Here is a 17,543-nt window from a genome sequence, read left to right on the forward strand (position 1 = left end):
TGATTCATTTTTTTTACTCTATGAACATAAGACGAACAAAAGACATTCAAAATCTAGAGCTTCCTTTTAAACTTAAAATAAGTTTTGAGAAGATTGTTGCTTTATTTCAAAAATATGCAGCTAAAGAGTATGAAAACCACCCCTACCATGAATCTTCTATTAACATAGTTAGAGAAGCAAAAAAAGCTCATGAGTTAATTGATGGTTTTTCTGATGAATCTGTATTAGAAAAACACAGAAATACTATTGAATTATTACTAGAGCCCTTATTTCCTGAATTATTATTAGAAAATGAAATTAAAGCGGTAAGTATCCCCTTTACTTTTACATCTTTCAAATTCACAAGTCGATTTGAAAAAATTTTACAAAACGCTGGTGATGAATACGAATTAAAAGTTCGAAATTTTGAAAGTGACTTAATGTATAAATATGCTTGTAGTATTATATTAACTGATGTCTACAACTATTCTATCGACATAAAGCGTCCCTTTTATTTTGATATTCCTGATAAAACAACTAACACTATAAAAAAATATCGTGCGGCTTTTAATGCTGATTTTATGGAGATTTATCCAACCGAAAATGCTCCTAAAATCACAGAAGAAGACATTACATTTTTACTCGATAATTTTGAAGATATAAATATTTGGAAAGAAAAATTCCCTCCTGAATCTTATATTTTTAAAGGATTTGGAATTATGAACTTGTTTGACGTTACAACAGATGAAATTATTTCAGAAATAAGAACTAGCCTTATAAAAAAAGATGATAATTTAGTTCATACTTTAGAAGGCATCTTTCAAAGGTTTTTTGGAATTCCAGACTTATCTTTAGGATTTTCTATTTTTGAAACAGATTCTAATAACTTTTCTTCTTCACATATAAATAAAGAAGAAAGTTTAGTATTAAATTACGATAAAGATGCTTCTTGTGATTCTATTTTTTGTAACTACACTTTAGAAAAACTTTTCATAAACAATGAAACTCTTGCTATTTCTAATGTAGAAAAGTATGGAAATCAAGCTGAAAATAAAAACCTTTACCAACGTTTAAAAGACAAAAATATTGGCAGTATAATTTTGGTTCCTATACAAGCATCAACAAAAAACAGTATAGCTATTATTGAGTTTGCTTCTCCAAGACCTTTTGAACTAAACTCTATTAATCAAAATAAATTACAAGACTTAATTCCACTGTTTAAAATTGCGGTAGATCGTTTTTCAGAAGAGCATCAAAACGTATTGGAAGCTACAATTCAAGAAAATTACACTTCCATTCACCCTACTGTAAAGTGGCGTTTTTATGAAGCTGCTGAAAGGTTTCACAGAGAATCATTTGAGGCAAAAGAGAAGGTTAAAATTGAGGATATCATTTTTCCTGATATACACCCTTTGTATGGTCAATCTGATATTAAAGGTTCATCTATTGCCAGAAACACCGCTATTAAAGAAGACTTAACTACTCAACTTTCTTTAGCTATTTCTGTATTATTGGAAGCATGCAAAATAGAAACCCTTCCTATTTATAAAGAATTACGATTTAGGGTTGAAGAATATTTATTAGAAGTTAAAAAAGGATTAAAAGCTGGTGATGAAATAGCTATTTTAGACTTTTTAAAACGTGAAATTTATCCTGTTTTTAATCATATAAAATTGGTTAACGACGACTTAAACTCCTTAGTAGAATCATATATTAATCGTTTAGACCCTAACTTACAAGTAGTATACGAAAAACGAAAAACTTATGAAGATAGTGTTACTTTACTAAACGATAAACTAGCTTCTTTTATAGATATTAGACAAGAAGAAGCACAAAAGATGTTTCCTCATTATTTTGAACGCTACAAAACAGATGGTGTTGAGTATAATATGTACATAGGACAATCTTTAACAAAAGAAAAAAAATATGACGACTTATATTTATACAACCTTAGGTTATGGCAACTACAGGTGATGTGTGAAATGGAAAATATAGCTTTAAAAGCTGCTGAAAAAATGGAGCATAAACTTAGAGTAGCTTCTTTAATTTTAGTTCATAGCAATCCTTTAGCTATAAAATTTAGAATGGATGAAAAACAGTTTGACGTTGATGGTTCTTATAATATTCGTTACGAAATTATTAAGAAACGTATTGATAAGGCTCATATAAAAGGAACTGAAGAACGATTAACAGTCCCTGGTAAAATAGCAATTGTATATTCTCAAGACAAAGATGCCGAAGAGTATTACAAGTACATTAAATACTTACAATCTAAAAAGTTACTAGGTAACGTAGAAAAGTTAGATATTGAAGATTTACAAGGTGTTTCTGGATTAAAAGCTTTGCGTGTAGAAGTCATTTACCACAAAAACTTTAATACCCAAAAAACAATGACCATTGATGAGCTTATCCAAGAATTTAAGTAAACTACTATTACAATACTGAAACTATATCTCCTACTTTAGATGCTTGTTCTTGCATATAAAATGCAATTGCAAAAGCTATTACACTTACTAAAATACCAATCATAAAAACGGTATAGGTGACTCGTAATAATTTGTATTTTCTATTTAAAACCAATCCTAAGAAATATAAATCTTTGGTAAGTGAACCATATAAATAATCACGATCTTGCATCATCTCACTCATTCCCCATTCAAAATCTGGCAACTTCATTTGATGAAAGTTTCCAAAGAACAATAGGTTTACTTTTTTATTAGCCACATCTTCTTTTGTAAACTTTCCTTCGGTAACGTTTGGTCTAGTTGCTAAAATCGATAGTACAATTGATATTACTGTAAAAAGCACAAAAATTATGGTCGGGGTTATTAAGTAATGATTTGATGGGTTATCCAACTTTGGAATTAATGTTGACAATGTCATCGAAATAATAATTGCGTTTACAGATAGCAGAATATTTGCCTTTGTATCTGCAATATCGCTTAACGTAATATGATTACGAAGTGCCACACGAAACATTGTTTCAATACCTCTCTCAGGTAATTCAATCTTGTTTTTTTTATATGCTAACTCTTCTTTTTTCTGTTTTAGTTTAGCGGTTTCTTGTACCTCTTTTTGTTTTCTCTTTAAAAGTTGAGCTATATTTTTACTTTTTTGTTTTTCCCAAAGCTTAGACGCTTTGCTTGTATAAAAACGATGCATTGTTAAAAACTCAAGATTAGCATCATCCCATTCAACAGTTTTAATTTTTTTATTACATACTAGTTCTCTTTCCTTACGTAATAATTCATTAAAATCTGCATAATTTTTACTTCCTACATGAGAACAATCAGCATCCTTCAAAACCTTTTCTAATTCTGTTTGAGGTTTTGCTCCCATTTTAGTTGAAGCTATTAACCTAGACACTTCATCAATAACACTTCCTGATGCTTCTTTAGATTTTAAAAACTCTGTTGCTATTTTTATACTCTCCTCTTCATGATTTTCAGGATTAACTGTATATCCAACATCATGAAACCATGCTGCTAATGTTAAAATTTGTTGCTGCTCTTCTGAAAAACTCTCTCCTTCAATTAACTCAAGTGACTTCTCAACCACCCTTTGGGTGTGAGCTATATTATGATATACAAAGTTTTTATCTAAATTCTCATTTAATAAATCAATTACAAACTGCTCTGTTTCTTGTATCAAACTGTTCATGAAAAAGGTTTTTGCTAAAATAATAAATTATTAACCAGTATTAATTTTTAATAAAGTGATAAAAAAGCGTACTTTTAAAAGAGTATTTTTACACGAAATGACACACGAATTTAAAGAAATAATACAACAAACCTCTATAAATCAACAACAAGGCATACAAAATGTGTTAGCAACAGTTGTAGATTTAGACGGCTCTTCTTACAGAAAACCAGGAGTTAGAATGTTATTCTCTTCTGATGGAAGAATAATCGGTGCTATTAGCGGTGGTTGTGTTGAAAAAGAAATACAACGGAGAGCACAATCTGTTTTTGAAAACAACAAACCAAAAATAGTGACCTACGATGGTCGTTACCGTTTAGGTTGTGAGGGAATATTATATGTTCTTTTAGAACCCTTTTATCTTTCAACTGAATTTATTGATGCTTTTTCTAAAAATAGCAAAAAAAGAAAACCGTATAACATCACATCTTTCTTTCTAAAAGAAGATGAAACACATGGAAATTTCGGTTCTATAATTCAGTTTAACAATCAACAAATATTTACTTTCAACAAAGAATTTGATACTGAAAAATCAACTCATTTAATTTCTTTTAAACAAACTTTACAACCGCTGTTTCGCTTACTTATTATTGGGGGTGAACACGACGCTGTAAAGCTTTGCACACAAGCAACCCAATTAGGTTGGGAAGTTGATGTAGTTACCTCTATAAAAGACCCAAAAGAATTAACTGACTTTCCTGGAGCTAAGTCGGTAGTAGTACAAACCCCTGAAGTAATTCAACTATCACATGTAAACAACAACACTGCCGTTGTTATTATGAATCACAATTTCACATACGACTTACGTTGGTTGATTAAATTACAAGAACAAAACCCTGCTTACATAGGTATTTTAGGAGCTGCTAAACGACGAGAAAAACTATTTAACGAACTGTTTGAATTTTCACCCGATATTACTGATGAATTTTTAGATAAAATTCATACTCCTGCTGGATTAAATATTGGAGCAGAAACCCCAGAAGAAATTGCCTTATCAATCCTAGCAGAAATATTATCAGTTATTCGAAACAAGGAAGTGTTTTCTCTAAAAAAGATTACTGGACGAATCCATGACTAATACGATGCAAAAAACAGCAATTCTCATTTTAGCTGCAGGGAATGCTTCCCGAATGGGAAAAATAAAACAATTACTTTCTTACAAAAACACTACGTTACTAGAATGGACAATTGAGCAAGCCCAAAAATCAGTAATAAAAAATGTATTTTGTGTATTGGGAGCTAATAAAGAAACTATTGAAAAGGAGCTTACAACGAATGCTATTGAAATCATTTACAATCCAAATTATAAAAACGGATTAAGTACTAGTATAGTAATTGGAATTGATTTCTTACAAAAACATAACTTTGACAGTGCTTTAATAATGCTCGCAGATCAACCTCATATTACTTCTGAATATTTAAACTCCTTAATTGAAGTTTCAAAAAACAATCCTTCTAAAATAATTACTTCCAGTTACCAAGGCAGCCTTGGAGTTCCTACCGTATTTCCGAAAGGATATTTTAGTGATTTATTAAATTTAAAAGGAGATAAGGGTGCAAAGAATTTTCTATTAGAAAACAACAACAATATTATTAAAATAAATTCTTCTCAAAACTTACTAGACATTGATACTCCTGAAGATTATCAGTATTTATTAAAACAGTAGTTTTACTCTAAAAAGCCTTATTTTTACATAACTAAAAAATAAGACATGAACTTTACCAAGTTTTGCATGTATCTAACTATAATTATTGTAGTTAGTGCTTGTGCATCCTATAAAGCTAAGTACGCAGATAAGACTTCTCCAAAAACAATTCAAACAAATAAAGAATTGTTACACTCTTTTTATTTAATTGGAGACGCTGGTAATGCCGAAATGGGACAAACAACTCCTACCTTAACTTATTTTCAAAAAGAATTAACCAAAGCTCCTGAAAAATCAACTACCTTATTTTTAGGAGATAATATTTATCCTTACGGAATACCAAGTAAAGAACACAAAGATAGAGCCTTGGCAGAGCACCGTTTACAAACACAAATTGATGCTCTGAAAGACTTTAAAGGAAATACAATTTTTATTCCTGGAAATCACGACTGGTATAATGGTGTTGATGGCTTAAAAGAGCAGGAGCGATTGGTTGAAAAAGCTTTAGGTAAAAACTCTTTTTTACCTGAAGGTGGTTGTGGACTAGACAAAGTAAAAATTAACGATGACCTTACTTTAATTCTTATTGATAGTCGTTGGTTTATTATGAACTGGGATAAAGAGCCAAAAATGAACGATAACTGCGACATTAAAACTCGTGAACACTTTATTCAAGAGCTTTCTAGTTTATTTAAAAAGAATAGATCTAAAAATGTTGTAGTAGCTGTACACCATCCTTTATATAGTAATGGACCACATGGAGGAAGCTTTTCTGTAAAAGACCACATGAGTCCACTACCTGTTCTAGGCACTTTAAAAAATGCGTTACGTTCACATGTAGGTATACAAACCGATATTTTTAATAAAAGCTATAGTGACTTTGTTACTCAAATACAAACAGTATCTAATGATTTCACAGACAATGTTGTATTCGTTTCTGGTCACGATCACAACTTACAATACATAGAACAAGACGGGTTTAAACAAGTAATTAGTGGTTCGGGTTCAAAGCAATCAGCTGCTTTAGTTAGTTATGGAGCTCAATTTACCTACGGTAATCATGGATATGCTAAATTAAATTACTACAAAGATGGTTCAGCAATTATTGAATATTATGCTGCCAATACCAAAGATGGTCACAAACTTTTATTCAGTAAAGAAATTGTAAAACCAAAACAAACAAAAAACTATACTAGCTTTCCTGAATACGAAGAACATAAGAAGTTTGTAGAAACCTCTATTTATCCTCCAGAATCCACAGAGGTTAGTGGTATTCATGAATTTATGTGGGGAGATTTAAACAGAGACAAGTACGGTAAAACCGTTAAAGTTCCTGTACTAGAATTAGAGAATATCTATGGAGGTTTAACTCCTATCAGAAGAGGTGGTGGTAACCAAACCAATTCGTTACGATTAGAAAATCCTAATGGTAAACAATACGTGTTACGCTCAATGGTAAAAGACGGAAGTCGAATTATGGGTGGTATTTTAAAAGGCACTTTTTTAGTTGATGTGGTTCAAGATATTTTTACCATGTCGCACCCATACGCAGCTTTTGTTCTTCCTGATATGGCAGAATCCGTAAATATTTACCATACCAACCCAAAACTTTATTACATGCCTAAGCAACCCGCTTTAGGTAAACATAACGACATTTTTGGCGGACAGTTATACTTGTTAGAAGAACGACCTGCTGGCGACCGAAGTGAACTAGACAACTTTGGAAATTCAGACGATATTATTAGCACATTTGATGTGTTAGAAAAAATTAGAAAAAACGGTAAGCACTCTATCGACCAAGAATGGGTAATTCGCTCTCGCTTATTTGATATGGTTATTGGTGACTGGGATAGACATGAAGATCAATGGCGATGGGCTTCTTTTAAAACCAAAGATGGTAAAAAGTATTATCGCCCAATTCCAAGAGATAGAGACCAACCTTTTTCTAAGTTTGATGGAGTTATGATTCCGCTTTTTCAACAGTTCGCACCCTTAGTAAGAAATATGCAAACTTTTGACAACGATATCAAAAACATGAAATGGTACAACAATTATGCTCGCTTTTTTGATGCTGCTTTTTTAAATGAATTAACACTCAATGAATGGTATCAACAAGCTGAGTACATTCAACAATATTTAACTGATGAAGTAATTGAAAAATCAATCCAACAATTACCAAAGGTTATTTATGATATTGATGGAAAAGAAACCATAGCTAAAATTAAAGCTCGAAGAGATAAATTAAAAGAAATTGCTAAACGTTATTACACCAAACTAAACAAAGTGGTACATGTAGTTGGTACAGATAAAGATGATAAATTTATCATTGAACGTTTAAATGATGAGGAAACTAGCGTTACCATTTTTAGAAAAGAAAACAAGATTTATAACCGTGTTTTCAAAACAAAAGAAACCAAAGAAATACAAATTTATGGTTTAAATGGGGATGATGAGTTTTTAATTTCTGGTAATGTGCACGATGGAATTTTACTTCGAATTATAGGGGGGCAAAATCACGATGTATATACTGATAAATCATCCGTTGCTGGCTGGGGTAAGAAAACAAAAATCTATGATTTTAAATCAAAGAAAAACACCATAAACCCTAGTTCTGAAACTGCGGATTTACGTTCAAATAGTTACTTTAAAAACACCTATGATGCGCATGACATTAACAACAATACTACTGTTGTTTATCCGAGCTTAGGTAGCAATCCAGATGACGGTTTCTTTTTTGGTGCTTCGGTTACACATACACAACAAGGCTTTAAAAAACAACCCTTCGCTAGCCAACACACATTAGCGGCAAACTACTATTCTTCAACTAGTGGCTACGATTTAGAATACAATGGTGAATTTACAGAGTTAATTGGCAATTGGAGCTTACACTTACGTGCCAAAGCTACTAGCGATAACTATTCCTTTAATTTCTTTGGATGGGGAAATGAAAGTATTTACGACCAAAGTTTCAATTTGGATCATTATCGTGTTAAAAAAGAAGAAATTAGCTTTTCCCCTTCTTTATTAAAGCGCTTACGAGGCGGAAGTATCTTTAAAATTTCAGGTCTTTTTGAAGCTATTGAAATTGAAGACACACCTGGTAGATTTATTAATAATTTTGACAATCAGCCTACGGCTATTTTTGACACTAATTATTTTTGGGGAGGTGAGTTAAACTTTAATCACAATCGAGTAGACAATAGTAGTTTCCCTACCAAAGGTATGAACTTCGATTTAGCTGTTGGGGCTAAAGCCAACTTAGACGATTTCGACAGACGCTTTGGTTATATTAAAAGTTCTTTAGCTATGTATCAAAACCTAGTGTTCAACCGTTCATTAGTTTTTGCTTCTGAAGTGGGAACTCAAATTAATGTAGGAAACCGCTTTGAAATTTACCAAGCAGCTACTTTAGGCGGTGACCGTAGTTTACGTGGTTTTAACAGAGAACGTTTTTCTGGAACCGAAAGTTTTTATCATAGTAACGATTTACGTTTGCGTTTTGGGCGTATTCGTACAGGAATTATTCCTATAAAAGTTGGTATTACTGGTGGGTTTGATTACGGTCGAGTATGGTCTCCGTATTCTCAAAATTCAAAGAAATGGCATACTAGTTATGGTGGTTCTTTTTGGCTAAGTGGAATCGACTTATTCACAGCTAATATTTCATACTTTAGGGGAACTTCTCAAGAAGACAGAGTAGCTTTTAGTATTGGTTTTTCTTTTTAATTCTTAAAAAACATGACACAACAAATTGTATTAATTACAGGAGCTTTATTTGGTATGCTTGCTGTAACATTTGGTGCTTTTGGAGCACATGCCTTACAAAAAATTTTAACTGAAGAACAATTAAAATCATTTGAAACGGGTGTAAAATATCAAATGTATCATGCACTCGTTTTATTATTCGTTGGAAGTTATTTTGACGCACCTAGTTCAGCAATATATTACGCTTTTGTAATTGGAGTTATACTGTTTTCCTTTAGCATTTATGGTTTAGTATTATCAGACGCTAAAGGTAAAAAAATGACCTTTTTAGGTCCTATTACTCCTTTAGGTGGTCTACTACTAATTGTTGGATGGGGTCTTTTAATATATAACATAAGCCAAACCATACACAGTTAAATATGTATAGTTTGGCTAGCATGGTAAACAAAAATTATGTTATTAATCAACGCCTTGTGCGTCACTGATAATTCTATCAATAAATTCAGTTTTTATATATAGTTGCTTTGCTAAGTTATATAGCACCTCAACTTCTGAAGCATCTATGCTTCCATCAGCATACGAAATAATAGATAAATCTCTTAGAATATTTAGTTTTTGCATCACAGAAATTACGATATCTAATTCTTTAGCCAAAGCTATAATTTCATCAATAATATCTTGCTCTGTTAATCCTTTAATCGTTAACATACACTGAGCAAAAACCGACGGAGACACCACACTACTCAACGCCTGTATTTCAGAATCATCCACAACTCCATCTGCCTTTGAAATCATATAACCACCTAAGAACATAAAACGTTGAATTTTTTCTGAATGTTCAGTTTCGTTTCCTAAGTCTTCTGGTTCCATTAACGACATAATTCGTTGTATTTCTAGCTCCATCGCTTCCTCTGTTATTTCTCCATTAACTTCAGGATTGAATAACTCATATGTTTTACTCTTATTGAATAACTCTAACGCTTTAATACGAAGCGGACTAAACGGGTGACTGCTATACCAATCTGACGGATCGTGTGTCTCGTCATTTAAAACTTCTTCTAAATCTGAAAACTGATTGATATACTCGTTTAGTTTAAAATCTAAAGAATCAGAAGTTACTCCCGATGATAGTTTAAAAAATGTTCTTGCTGCCGCCTCAAAACTCTTACAACATAATAAACCAGCTCTATCTGCACTAATTTCAGCATTACGATTCCATGCATATAACTTCATCGCATGAATCGGCGCTAAATCATTTGCACCTTCGTCTAAAATATGTTTTACTGGATAATTAAAGTGTTCAAACAATACATGCCCTATTTCATGACCAATGACAAAAGCTAACTCGTCTTTTGTAAAACGTTCTAAAATTCCAGAGGTTAAAATAATGTATAATTTATCTTCATCTGGCGGATAACATGACGCATTGAATTTATCGTTCTGATACACAAAAAACTCAATATCAGCTTTCAATTTTAAAACCTCTTTACAATGCTCTCCAATTTCGTGAAGCACTGGAGCTAACATTTTTGTTAATCGCAAACTTGATTTTAACAAATGTCTTCTCGATTTAAAAACTGGATTGTTTTCTTTTATTCTTTCTAAGGTTTTTTGAATTAACTCATCTTCTTGAAACTCTAAAACGTAATCTCGATCACCGTCATACACCAATGCATTTAAGTCAATATCTGCTCTAGAGTTATCATACACCTCTTGAATGTTTTCTGTTACATTTTTAAGGTTTAACTCGTTAATTTCCTCAATACGTTTAGTGTATTGTTCTGCTAATTCTTTAGCTACGTTTTGAAAATGAACACTTGCCTGATGAATTAAATCGTTATCGCCATTCTGTTGTGCAAGATTTAAATCTTCCATCATCTTATTTTGCGCCTGAGTTAATGCATCTTGATGTTCTTTTTCTAGTTCTGATAATGTGGTTGATTGGTACATAGTTTTCTTTTTTAAGCTCCTACTGAAACTTTTGAATTAGATAATTTTAGTAATCTTCCTTTTAGGTCAAAAATCCCTAAAATTTGATCTTCTCCTTTTTTAGCAACGATATTATTTCCTGATACCTCAACTTCATATCCTTTTTGAACTAAATAGCAAAACAATGCATGCTTGTGTTCAAAATCCATTCGAGTAATTGTTTTTGAGAAGTGTGAACAAATTAAAGCCGGAATGTTTATCTCTTTTTCATCAACCATATCCGTATATAATAAAACATACACAGTAAGTCCTTTAAAAGGTAATGGTGCGTAACAACTTGCCTGATTTACTCCTGTTGCTACGAAAGAAAAATAATGACCAGGGTCGTGTTCTGTTTCTATTTTTGAGGAAAGTAAATCTTCTATTCCATGACGTTCTCCTAAAGCTTTCATTTGTAATGAAGCTTCTAAAAATTGTTCTGGAATACCGCTTTGTTTATTTGCCCAAGCCCATAACCATGATTGTTCGTTGTGAGAATAGGTTCCTAATACCTGCATTTTAAAGGTTAAATCACCGTAGGTTACCGTTCCTTGAAGCATATCACAAGTCCAAGGTAAATCTTCAACAACATCTGCTAAATTATCTTGCTTTTCAAAAGCTAAAGCTACATATTGGTTGTGCAGTTGAGGTAAACTTAATTTTATAGTGTTATCTACCTTTCCTCCTACAATATTATTTGGGTTTTCTGTACTTTCAACACTAGCTTCACTTCCTGCAAATTCTTCTAAGTGATTTTCTAAAAGGTGTACAATTCTTTCTGTTTTTTCTTCCACCTTATCTGCATTCATAATTGGGCTGTGATTAATGGTTAACACCCCATCTACAAAAGTGATTGCTCTTTCTAAATTGTGCTCGTTATTTTCATTAACAATTTTTACTTCTTTTAATCCATTTTTTAGCAATTCTTCACCTATTTTATCAATGTTTACAGCTTTGATTGCTTCAATTAACGGCTGAAAATATATTTTTGGAAAGGTATCGTTGTAAAGGTGAGAAAACTTATCTTCTACCAACGTATCCCATGCTATGTTTAATGATACATTAAACCCTGCTTTATTGTTTATTTCCGCTTCTAATGTTGGAAATGATTCGTTTTTAAATGTTTGAACTGCTCTCTTTTCTTTAAGACCCATTTTTAATAATTTTAGTATTCTACAATATTTCTTCTATCTTTTCTATAAAAAGACTATCTAACTCTTTTGGCAGTGCTTTAGTAATTTCAATACCAATTTTTAATACATTTCCTTCTTTACTTACCTGCAATTTTTCTGTGTTAGAAATAGCAACAGTTTTTACTTCTTTCCATGCAGCTAATCCCATTTCATCCTCTATTATTAATTGTTTCACTTTTAACAAACTTGTAATAACATCTTTACAATTTAATCGAGCATTCGCTTCTTGTAATACTGATTTTTCGAATGATAAGTTGATTGTTGCTTCTAGCAACGATTCTTGCTCTACAATCCATCTTTTTAACTGTAGAGTAGTTATGGACTCCTCTCCTAACGGACGACTGATACTTCCTTTAGATAAAGAAACAGCTATTTTTTTAGGGTGTTTAATTCGTAAAACGGATACTTCTTGGAGGTCGAAAAACAACACTTCTTGTTCTTCGGTTCTCATACATACAAATGTTTGGTATTCTTTTTTGGTAACATCAACCACAAACCCTTCTATATAAATTCCATTTTTTAATGACAAAGCAACTTTTAGTTGTTGCTTCTCATTAAACATATTTTGAATTATAACTGCTGGCGATTGTGCTTTAAACTGATTGATATAATCTGTTTCCATAGCAATTTTTTGTTATAGATTACTAGACTATAAGTTGTTTTCTAACAAATCAACAAGTACATCTGTTCTATTTTGAACTTGATCTGCGTTTAAAATCGGGCTATGGTTTACTTGTAAAACTCCTTCTTCAAAGGTGTAAGCACGTGAAGGATTATGATGATCGTCTTTATTGGTAATCACTACTTTCTTTAACGATTCTGCTAATGCTTCTTTACCCATATCATCTGCTGCAATGGCTGCAAAAGCATTGATAAGTGGTTGGAAGTAAATTTTAGGATAACTATCATCGTATAAGTGTAAAAACTTATCTTCAAACATGGTATCCCATTCTACATCTATTGTTACGTCAAAACCAGCTGCATTGTTTATTTGTTCTTTTAATGCAGGGTATTTTTCTTCTTGAAAAGTTTTCGTAAATCTTTTTTCTTTAAGTCCCATGTCGTTATATTTTTAAGGTTTTTTAAATTATTTACCTCAAAACTATAGGGAACTTATATACACTTTTAATAAGTTTTGTATGTGTTACTTTTTATTTTGTATTCGCATTAAAATTCTCTAAGAACTGTTTTAAATACGTTTTTTTTCTTGATGATAAGGGCACATTTTCTCCACTCGACAATCTAATTGTATTGGCACTTACCGAGGCTAAATATTTAATGTTTATTAAGTGAGATTGGTGTACTCTAGCAAAGGCATGTGTGCTTAAAATATTTTCGTAATACTTTAAATTTCGGGCACTCATTATTTTTTTATCAGTTGTATAAAAAACGGTATAACTTCCATCAGACTGGCAGCGTACAATATCATCTACATGCAAAAAGTATTGCTCTTCTGTAGTTTTTATAAGTAATGTTTTTTGTGCCTCTTTTTTATCTAATTCACTTATTTTATGTAGTGCTTGTGTATATTTTTCATCTTTTTCAAATTCGGTTCTAAAACGACCTACACAAGCATTTAACTCATCAGTATCTATAGGCTTTAATAAATAATCTACCGTATCAAACTTAATTGCTTTTATAGCAAACTCATCGTAAGCTGTGGTAAAAATCATTTTAAAGTTTATGGTTTCTAAAGCCTCTAATATTTGAAAAGCATTTCCTCCAATTAACTCAATATCTATAAACACCAAGTCTAAATTATTGTTACTCAAAAAATCTATAGCCTCATCTACATTATCAATTTTAGCTACAATTTCTATATCCTTTTGTGTGTATTGTAACAACTTTGTTAAGGTGTTTAGCGCATTAAACTCATCTTCTATTATAGCCGCTCTTATCATTTTATAACTTTAATTTAAATACAACTTTTGTTCCTGACGAATTTCCCTCTTTATCGTGTAAATCTTCTATTGTAAAAGATTTTTCTTCCCCTTTATTTCTTATCTGTAATCTTTCAATAAAAATATCGGTAGCGTGTAGATCTTTTGCTATTTTTTCTTGACTCTTTTTTTGCTTTCTTCCCACTCCATTATCTTCAATTCCAAAAAATAATTCTTGGTTTTTTTTATAAATACTTAAGCTTAACGTTCCTCCTGATTTCTTTTCTTTTAACCCATATTCAATAGCATTTTCAACAAAAGGCTGTAACAACATAGGAGGTACTTTTACTTGTTTTGTGTCACAATTTTCAGAAATATGTATGTGATAACTAAAACTATTGTTGAAACGTAATTGCTGTGTATCTATATAGTTAGAAATCATAGCTAGTTCTTCTTCTAAACTAATTTCTTCTTTCCGAACATAATCAAAATTTTGTCTAATCAGTTTTGAAAACTTAGCTATATAATTTGATGATTTTACCGGGTTTCCTTCTAACGTTATGTTTTGTATCGCCGCTAAGGTGTTGAATATAAAATGCGGATTCATTTGAGCTCTAAGCAATCGCTGTTCTAATTTAGATGCTTTGTTGGCTGCTCTTAATTTATTATTATATCCAATAAACAATGCTATAATTAAAATAAGTACCAACGAAACAATTACACTAATTCCTAACCACCAATTTTGTTTATTTATTTCTTTTTGATGTGTTAACGCTATTTCTTTTTCTTTTATTTTATAGTTTACATTGGCAAAATGAAGTAGTTTTTTATTTTGTTTTTGATTCTTTACCACCTCTATACTATCTCGTATAATTTGATGGTTAAGTGCTACTTCATACTGTTTTTTAAGTATGGCTATTGATATTAATTTATCTCGTATTTCTAATTCTTCTAAAAGGTTATTTTTACTCTTGTAAATTGACATCGCTTTGTTGTAATTTACCGCTGCCGAATCTAGCTTATTGGTTACTAAAAAAAGAGTTCCTAAACCTTTGTATGGAGCTCCGTTAATTGTTTTAATTTTTTGATTAAGCTTTGCTGCTCCTCGTAAAAACTTCTCCGATTCTTCAAAACGTTTTGCTTCCAAATACGTGTATCCAATATTATTAAGAACACTTACAATGGTTTTTGGATCTTTTGCTGATTTTCCTAAAGCCAATGCTTCTGAAAATTGTTTTAAAGCTTTGTTGTATTGTTTTAATTTTAAATAAACACCTGCTATATTACTTTTTATAGCAATTATAGAATTTGGATCGTTCGAATCGGTAAATAATTCTTCAGACCTTTTTATGTAAAACAATGCCTGTTCGTAGTCTTTTAATATAAAATGAAGATTAAATAGCTGATTATTTGCCTTGGCTTGTAATCTTGTATTTTTTATTTTCTCTCCTATTTCTATAGCTTCTAACGCATACTTCTGAGCCTCCTCTAGCTCATTTAATTTCATACAAGTAGCACTTAATGTTATTAAGCTTCTTCCTTTATTATAGTAGTCTTTTTGTTTTGTAAATAGTTTATAGGTTTCTAAGTGTATATTTTTAGCTTCAATTAACTTATCGTTCAGGTAAAATAATTCTCCTTTACTAAATAATAATAGCGCTTCGTTTTTAGAATTTTGTTTCTTTTCTAATAAACTATCAATTTTTCTTAACCCTTCTTTTGGTTTTTGCTGAGAAATGCTATCAATAGCATATAAATATTCTTGTAAATTTTCATCTACTTTATTTTTTGTACATGCTGTAAAAACAAGACAGACACCTATAATATATAAAAAGTAAGCTCTTGTAAACAAAGGTATTTTCTGTAAAAATTTAGGCAACTAAAGTAATTATATATTTTTACTCTGCCTCCATATCCTCCACTTTAACAAAACGTTTACAAAACAATTATACACGGTTATAAAACACCTAAAAGTAAAACACTAATTTCTAAGATATTTGACTAAAATAAAATGATAAAAATGAGTACAGTTGAAACTATAGAAAAAGTTATTAAAACAGGATCTTGTGATTTAACAAGTTTTGAAAAGATTGAAGAAATTTCTAAACCAAAGGTTAGTATTGATGGTGCCTATTTATTAATTTATAATTGGCCAGATGATCCTAGTGGTGCTAATACTACTATTCACGTTGACCTTACTTATTTGTTTATACATAACAACCAGAAATACAAAGCTATTACAAGAACTAAGTTTTATGATTTTGATGTTGCTAAATTTGAAAACCTACCTAAAAAATACTTTATAACCGAGTATCACAAATTGGTAGAGCAAGCTTTGACATTATCTAAACAAACAATAGAAGAGAAACTTGAAGAACCTTTAAGCTCTGTTATTCCGTTTAGTTTTAGCAGAGAAGATTCTATATTATTAGCTATAAATGCAGGTTATTCTAGGCAAATAGATTACGTATAAACACTTAAAATACATACCTAATTCCCCTCCCCTTTTTCAGTTATCATTGCACATAGCTTTGGTAACTGATTTTTTTAATCCTTTATTACAAATTCATATAGCTTGCTGTTTCCTCCTTTAGCGGCTTCATCAGTTATATAAAGCGTTGTATTATTTTTAAAAGTAACCCCTTCTTTTTGAGAAACATGATTAAATGAATGCTCTTTAACATCTCCGCTAAAAAAGTCATCTCCTTTAAAATTGGTATATACTAATACGGATTTATGTGTTAACAAAACCACTTTTTGTTTATCTGGCGATATTGCTGCCGCTGTAATTGCGCAATGTATAGCATCGCAATTTGTATACTCAGAGATATACTTGGCTATGTACTCTCCTTTTGTTGCTGGAACTTTATACAGCATTGTTTTTCCTTGCTTACTCTTAACCCTACTTTTGGTAAAAATGTACAGAAACCCATCTTTATAAATTAAGGATTCTGCATCAAAAAAACGGTCTTTCTTTTTGGGCGGAAACTTGGCTTGATTAGGGTACGAAAACTGTATTTTTTCCACCCCAACATTGTCTCCATTTAACAAGTTTTCTTGTTTAACTTTAAGAATTACCAAGTTCTTTCTTTTATTATTATTGTTACCAAAATCGGCGATGTATATGTTTCCTTCGTTATCAGAAGTTATGTCTTCCCAATCGTGATTTTTTACCGCTAATGCTCTTTTTTGTAAAATTTTTCCTTGCGTACTAACTTTAAATAATTCCGCTGCATTACCACTATCGTTATGCATCCATAGTACATTTAAGTCGTTACTTTTCTCTACTCCAGAAACTTCTTTTAAATCTTCCGATAAGTACGACACTAGCTTCAGTTGCCCATAATTGGTACAACTAGTAATTAATAAAGTGGTTAATAATAAGAGAACTAGCTTTTTCATATTATAAGTTTTATAGCTGTAAAAATAAAAAGATTTATGTTAAGATTCCCTCTTCAACCAGAAACATCTCA

The 17,543-nt window shown here is 31.2% G+C and carries 14 protein-coding genes; 6 read left to right on the forward strand and 8 right to left on the reverse strand.

Annotated elements, in window-relative coordinates:
• Positions 1-20: 20 nt before the first annotated feature.
• The gene (locus Q4517_RS07080) at positions 21-2,405 is read left to right on the forward strand and encodes a GAF domain-containing protein (protein WP_303507840.1); all 2,385 of its coding nucleotides are present in this window, start codon (positions 21-23) and stop codon (positions 2,403-2,405) included.
• Between the two features lie 7 nt (positions 2,406-2,412).
• Here the strand turns inward: Q4517_RS07080 and Q4517_RS07085 are convergent, their stop codons facing one another.
• Positions 2,413-3,639, reverse strand: a complete 1,227-nt coding sequence (locus tag Q4517_RS07085) for a Pycsar system effector family protein (RefSeq protein WP_303507842.1) — start codon at positions 3,637-3,639, stop codon at positions 2,413-2,415.
• Between the two features lie 97 nt (positions 3,640-3,736).
• Between Q4517_RS07085 and Q4517_RS07090 the strand changes: the two genes are divergently transcribed.
• The 4 genes from Q4517_RS07090 to Q4517_RS07105 are packed head-to-tail and all read left to right on the forward strand — an operon-like array spanning position 3,737 to position 9,446.
• Positions 3,737-4,756, forward strand: a complete 1,020-nt coding sequence (locus Q4517_RS07090) for an XdhC family protein (protein ID WP_303507844.1) — start codon at positions 3,737-3,739, stop codon at positions 4,754-4,756.
• Positions 4,757-4,760: 4 nt separating this feature from the next.
• Positions 4,761-5,345 carry a nucleotidyltransferase family protein gene (locus Q4517_RS07095; protein ID WP_303507846.1) on the forward strand — a complete coding sequence of 195 codons (585 nt, stop codon included), beginning with the start codon at positions 4,761-4,763 and terminating at the stop codon, positions 5,343-5,345.
• 45 nt (positions 5,346-5,390) lie between these two features.
• Entirely contained in the window at positions 5,391-9,050 is a 3,660-nt protein-coding gene (locus Q4517_RS07100) for a ShlB/FhaC/HecB family hemolysin secretion/activation protein (RefSeq protein WP_303507847.1), read from the forward strand.
• Positions 9,051-9,062: 12 nt separating this feature from the next.
• Positions 9,063-9,446, forward strand: a complete 384-nt coding sequence (locus Q4517_RS07105) for a DUF423 domain-containing protein (protein ID WP_303507848.1) — start codon at positions 9,063-9,065, stop codon at positions 9,444-9,446.
• A 42-nt stretch (positions 9,447-9,488) separates the two neighbouring features.
• Here Q4517_RS07105 and Q4517_RS07110 read toward each other — a convergent pair whose 3' ends face one another.
• The 6 genes from Q4517_RS07110 to Q4517_RS07135 form a co-directional block, all read right to left on the reverse strand.
• Complete coding sequence (locus tag Q4517_RS07110) at positions 9,489-10,979, reverse strand: M48 family metallopeptidase (protein WP_303507849.1); 1,491 nt, start codon at positions 10,977-10,979, stop codon at positions 9,489-9,491.
• Positions 10,980-10,990: 11 nt separating this feature from the next.
• Positions 10,991-12,151, reverse strand: a complete 1,161-nt coding sequence (locus tag Q4517_RS07115; RefSeq protein ID WP_303507850.1) for a DUF6882 domain-containing protein — start codon at positions 12,149-12,151, stop codon at positions 10,991-10,993.
• Between the two features lie 19 nt (positions 12,152-12,170).
• Entirely contained in the window at positions 12,171-12,812 is a 642-nt protein-coding gene (locus Q4517_RS07120; protein WP_303507851.1) for a hypothetical protein, read from the reverse strand.
• A 27-nt stretch (positions 12,813-12,839) separates the two neighbouring features.
• Positions 12,840-13,250 carry a hypothetical protein gene (locus tag Q4517_RS07125; RefSeq protein WP_303507852.1) on the reverse strand — a complete coding sequence of 137 codons (411 nt, stop codon included), beginning with the start codon at positions 13,248-13,250 and terminating at the stop codon, positions 12,840-12,842.
• 91 nt (positions 13,251-13,341) lie between these two features.
• A complete protein-coding gene (locus Q4517_RS07130) occupies positions 13,342-14,091 on the reverse strand; it encodes a LytTR family DNA-binding domain-containing protein (protein ID WP_303507853.1) in 750 nt (249 codons plus the stop codon).
• Between the two features lies 1 nt (position 14,092).
• On the reverse strand, positions 14,093-15,949 hold the full coding sequence (locus Q4517_RS07135; RefSeq protein WP_303507854.1) for a histidine kinase: 1,857 nt from the start codon (positions 15,947-15,949) through the stop codon (positions 14,093-14,095).
• A 141-nt stretch (positions 15,950-16,090) separates the two neighbouring features.
• On the opposite strand from Q4517_RS07135, the gene Q4517_RS07140 reads away from it, so the two are divergent.
• Complete coding sequence (locus Q4517_RS07140; protein WP_303507855.1) at positions 16,091-16,543, forward strand: hypothetical protein; 453 nt, start codon at positions 16,091-16,093, stop codon at positions 16,541-16,543.
• A 74-nt stretch (positions 16,544-16,617) separates the two neighbouring features.
• Here the strand turns inward: Q4517_RS07140 and Q4517_RS07145 are convergent, their stop codons facing one another.
• On the reverse strand, positions 16,618-17,472 hold the full coding sequence (locus tag Q4517_RS07145) for a hypothetical protein (RefSeq protein WP_303507856.1): 855 nt from the start codon (positions 17,470-17,472) through the stop codon (positions 16,618-16,620).
• Positions 17,473-17,543: the final 71 nt, after the last annotated feature.

It is taken from the genome of Tenacibaculum sp. 1_MG-2023, assembly GCF_030547425.1.
Lineage (GTDB): Bacteria > Bacteroidota > Bacteroidia > Flavobacteriales > Flavobacteriaceae > Polaribacter.

Excerpts from the sequence above, each read along its gene's own strand:
- Q4517_RS07080 (WP_303507840.1), top strand. The coding sequence starts at position 21 with ATGAACATAAGACGAACAAAAGACATTCAAAATCTAGAGCTTCCTTTT.
- Q4517_RS07115 (WP_303507850.1), bottom strand. The coding sequence starts at position 12,151 with ATGGGTCTTAAAGAAAAGAGAGCAGTTCAAACATTTAAAAACGAATCA.
- Q4517_RS07120 (WP_303507851.1), bottom strand. The coding sequence starts at position 12,812 with ATGGAAACAGATTATATCAATCAGTTTAAAGCACAATCGCCAGCAGTT.
- Q4517_RS07100 (WP_303507847.1), top strand. The coding sequence starts at position 5,391 with ATGAACTTTACCAAGTTTTGCATGTATCTAACTATAATTATTGTAGTT.
- Q4517_RS07085 (WP_303507842.1), bottom strand. The coding sequence starts at position 3,639 with ATGAACAGTTTGATACAAGAAACAGAGCAGTTTGTAATTGATTTATTA.
- Q4517_RS07130 (WP_303507853.1), bottom strand. The coding sequence starts at position 14,091 with ATGATAAGAGCGGCTATAATAGAAGATGAGTTTAATGCGCTAAACACC.
- Q4517_RS07145 (WP_303507856.1), bottom strand. The coding sequence starts at position 17,472 with ATGAAAAAGCTAGTTCTCTTATTATTAACCACTTTATTAATTACTAGT.
- Q4517_RS07095 (WP_303507846.1), top strand. The coding sequence starts at position 4,761 with ATGCAAAAAACAGCAATTCTCATTTTAGCTGCAGGGAATGCTTCCCGA.
- Q4517_RS07090 (WP_303507844.1), top strand. The coding sequence starts at position 3,737 with ATGACACACGAATTTAAAGAAATAATACAACAAACCTCTATAAATCAA.
- Q4517_RS07140 (WP_303507855.1), top strand. The coding sequence starts at position 16,091 with ATGAGTACAGTTGAAACTATAGAAAAAGTTATTAAAACAGGATCTTGT.
- Q4517_RS07105 (WP_303507848.1), top strand. The coding sequence starts at position 9,063 with ATGACACAACAAATTGTATTAATTACAGGAGCTTTATTTGGTATGCTT.
- Q4517_RS07110 (WP_303507849.1), bottom strand. The coding sequence starts at position 10,979 with ATGTACCAATCAACCACATTATCAGAACTAGAAAAAGAACATCAAGAT.
- Q4517_RS07125 (WP_303507852.1), bottom strand. The coding sequence starts at position 13,250 with ATGGGACTTAAAGAAAAAAGATTTACGAAAACTTTTCAAGAAGAAAAA.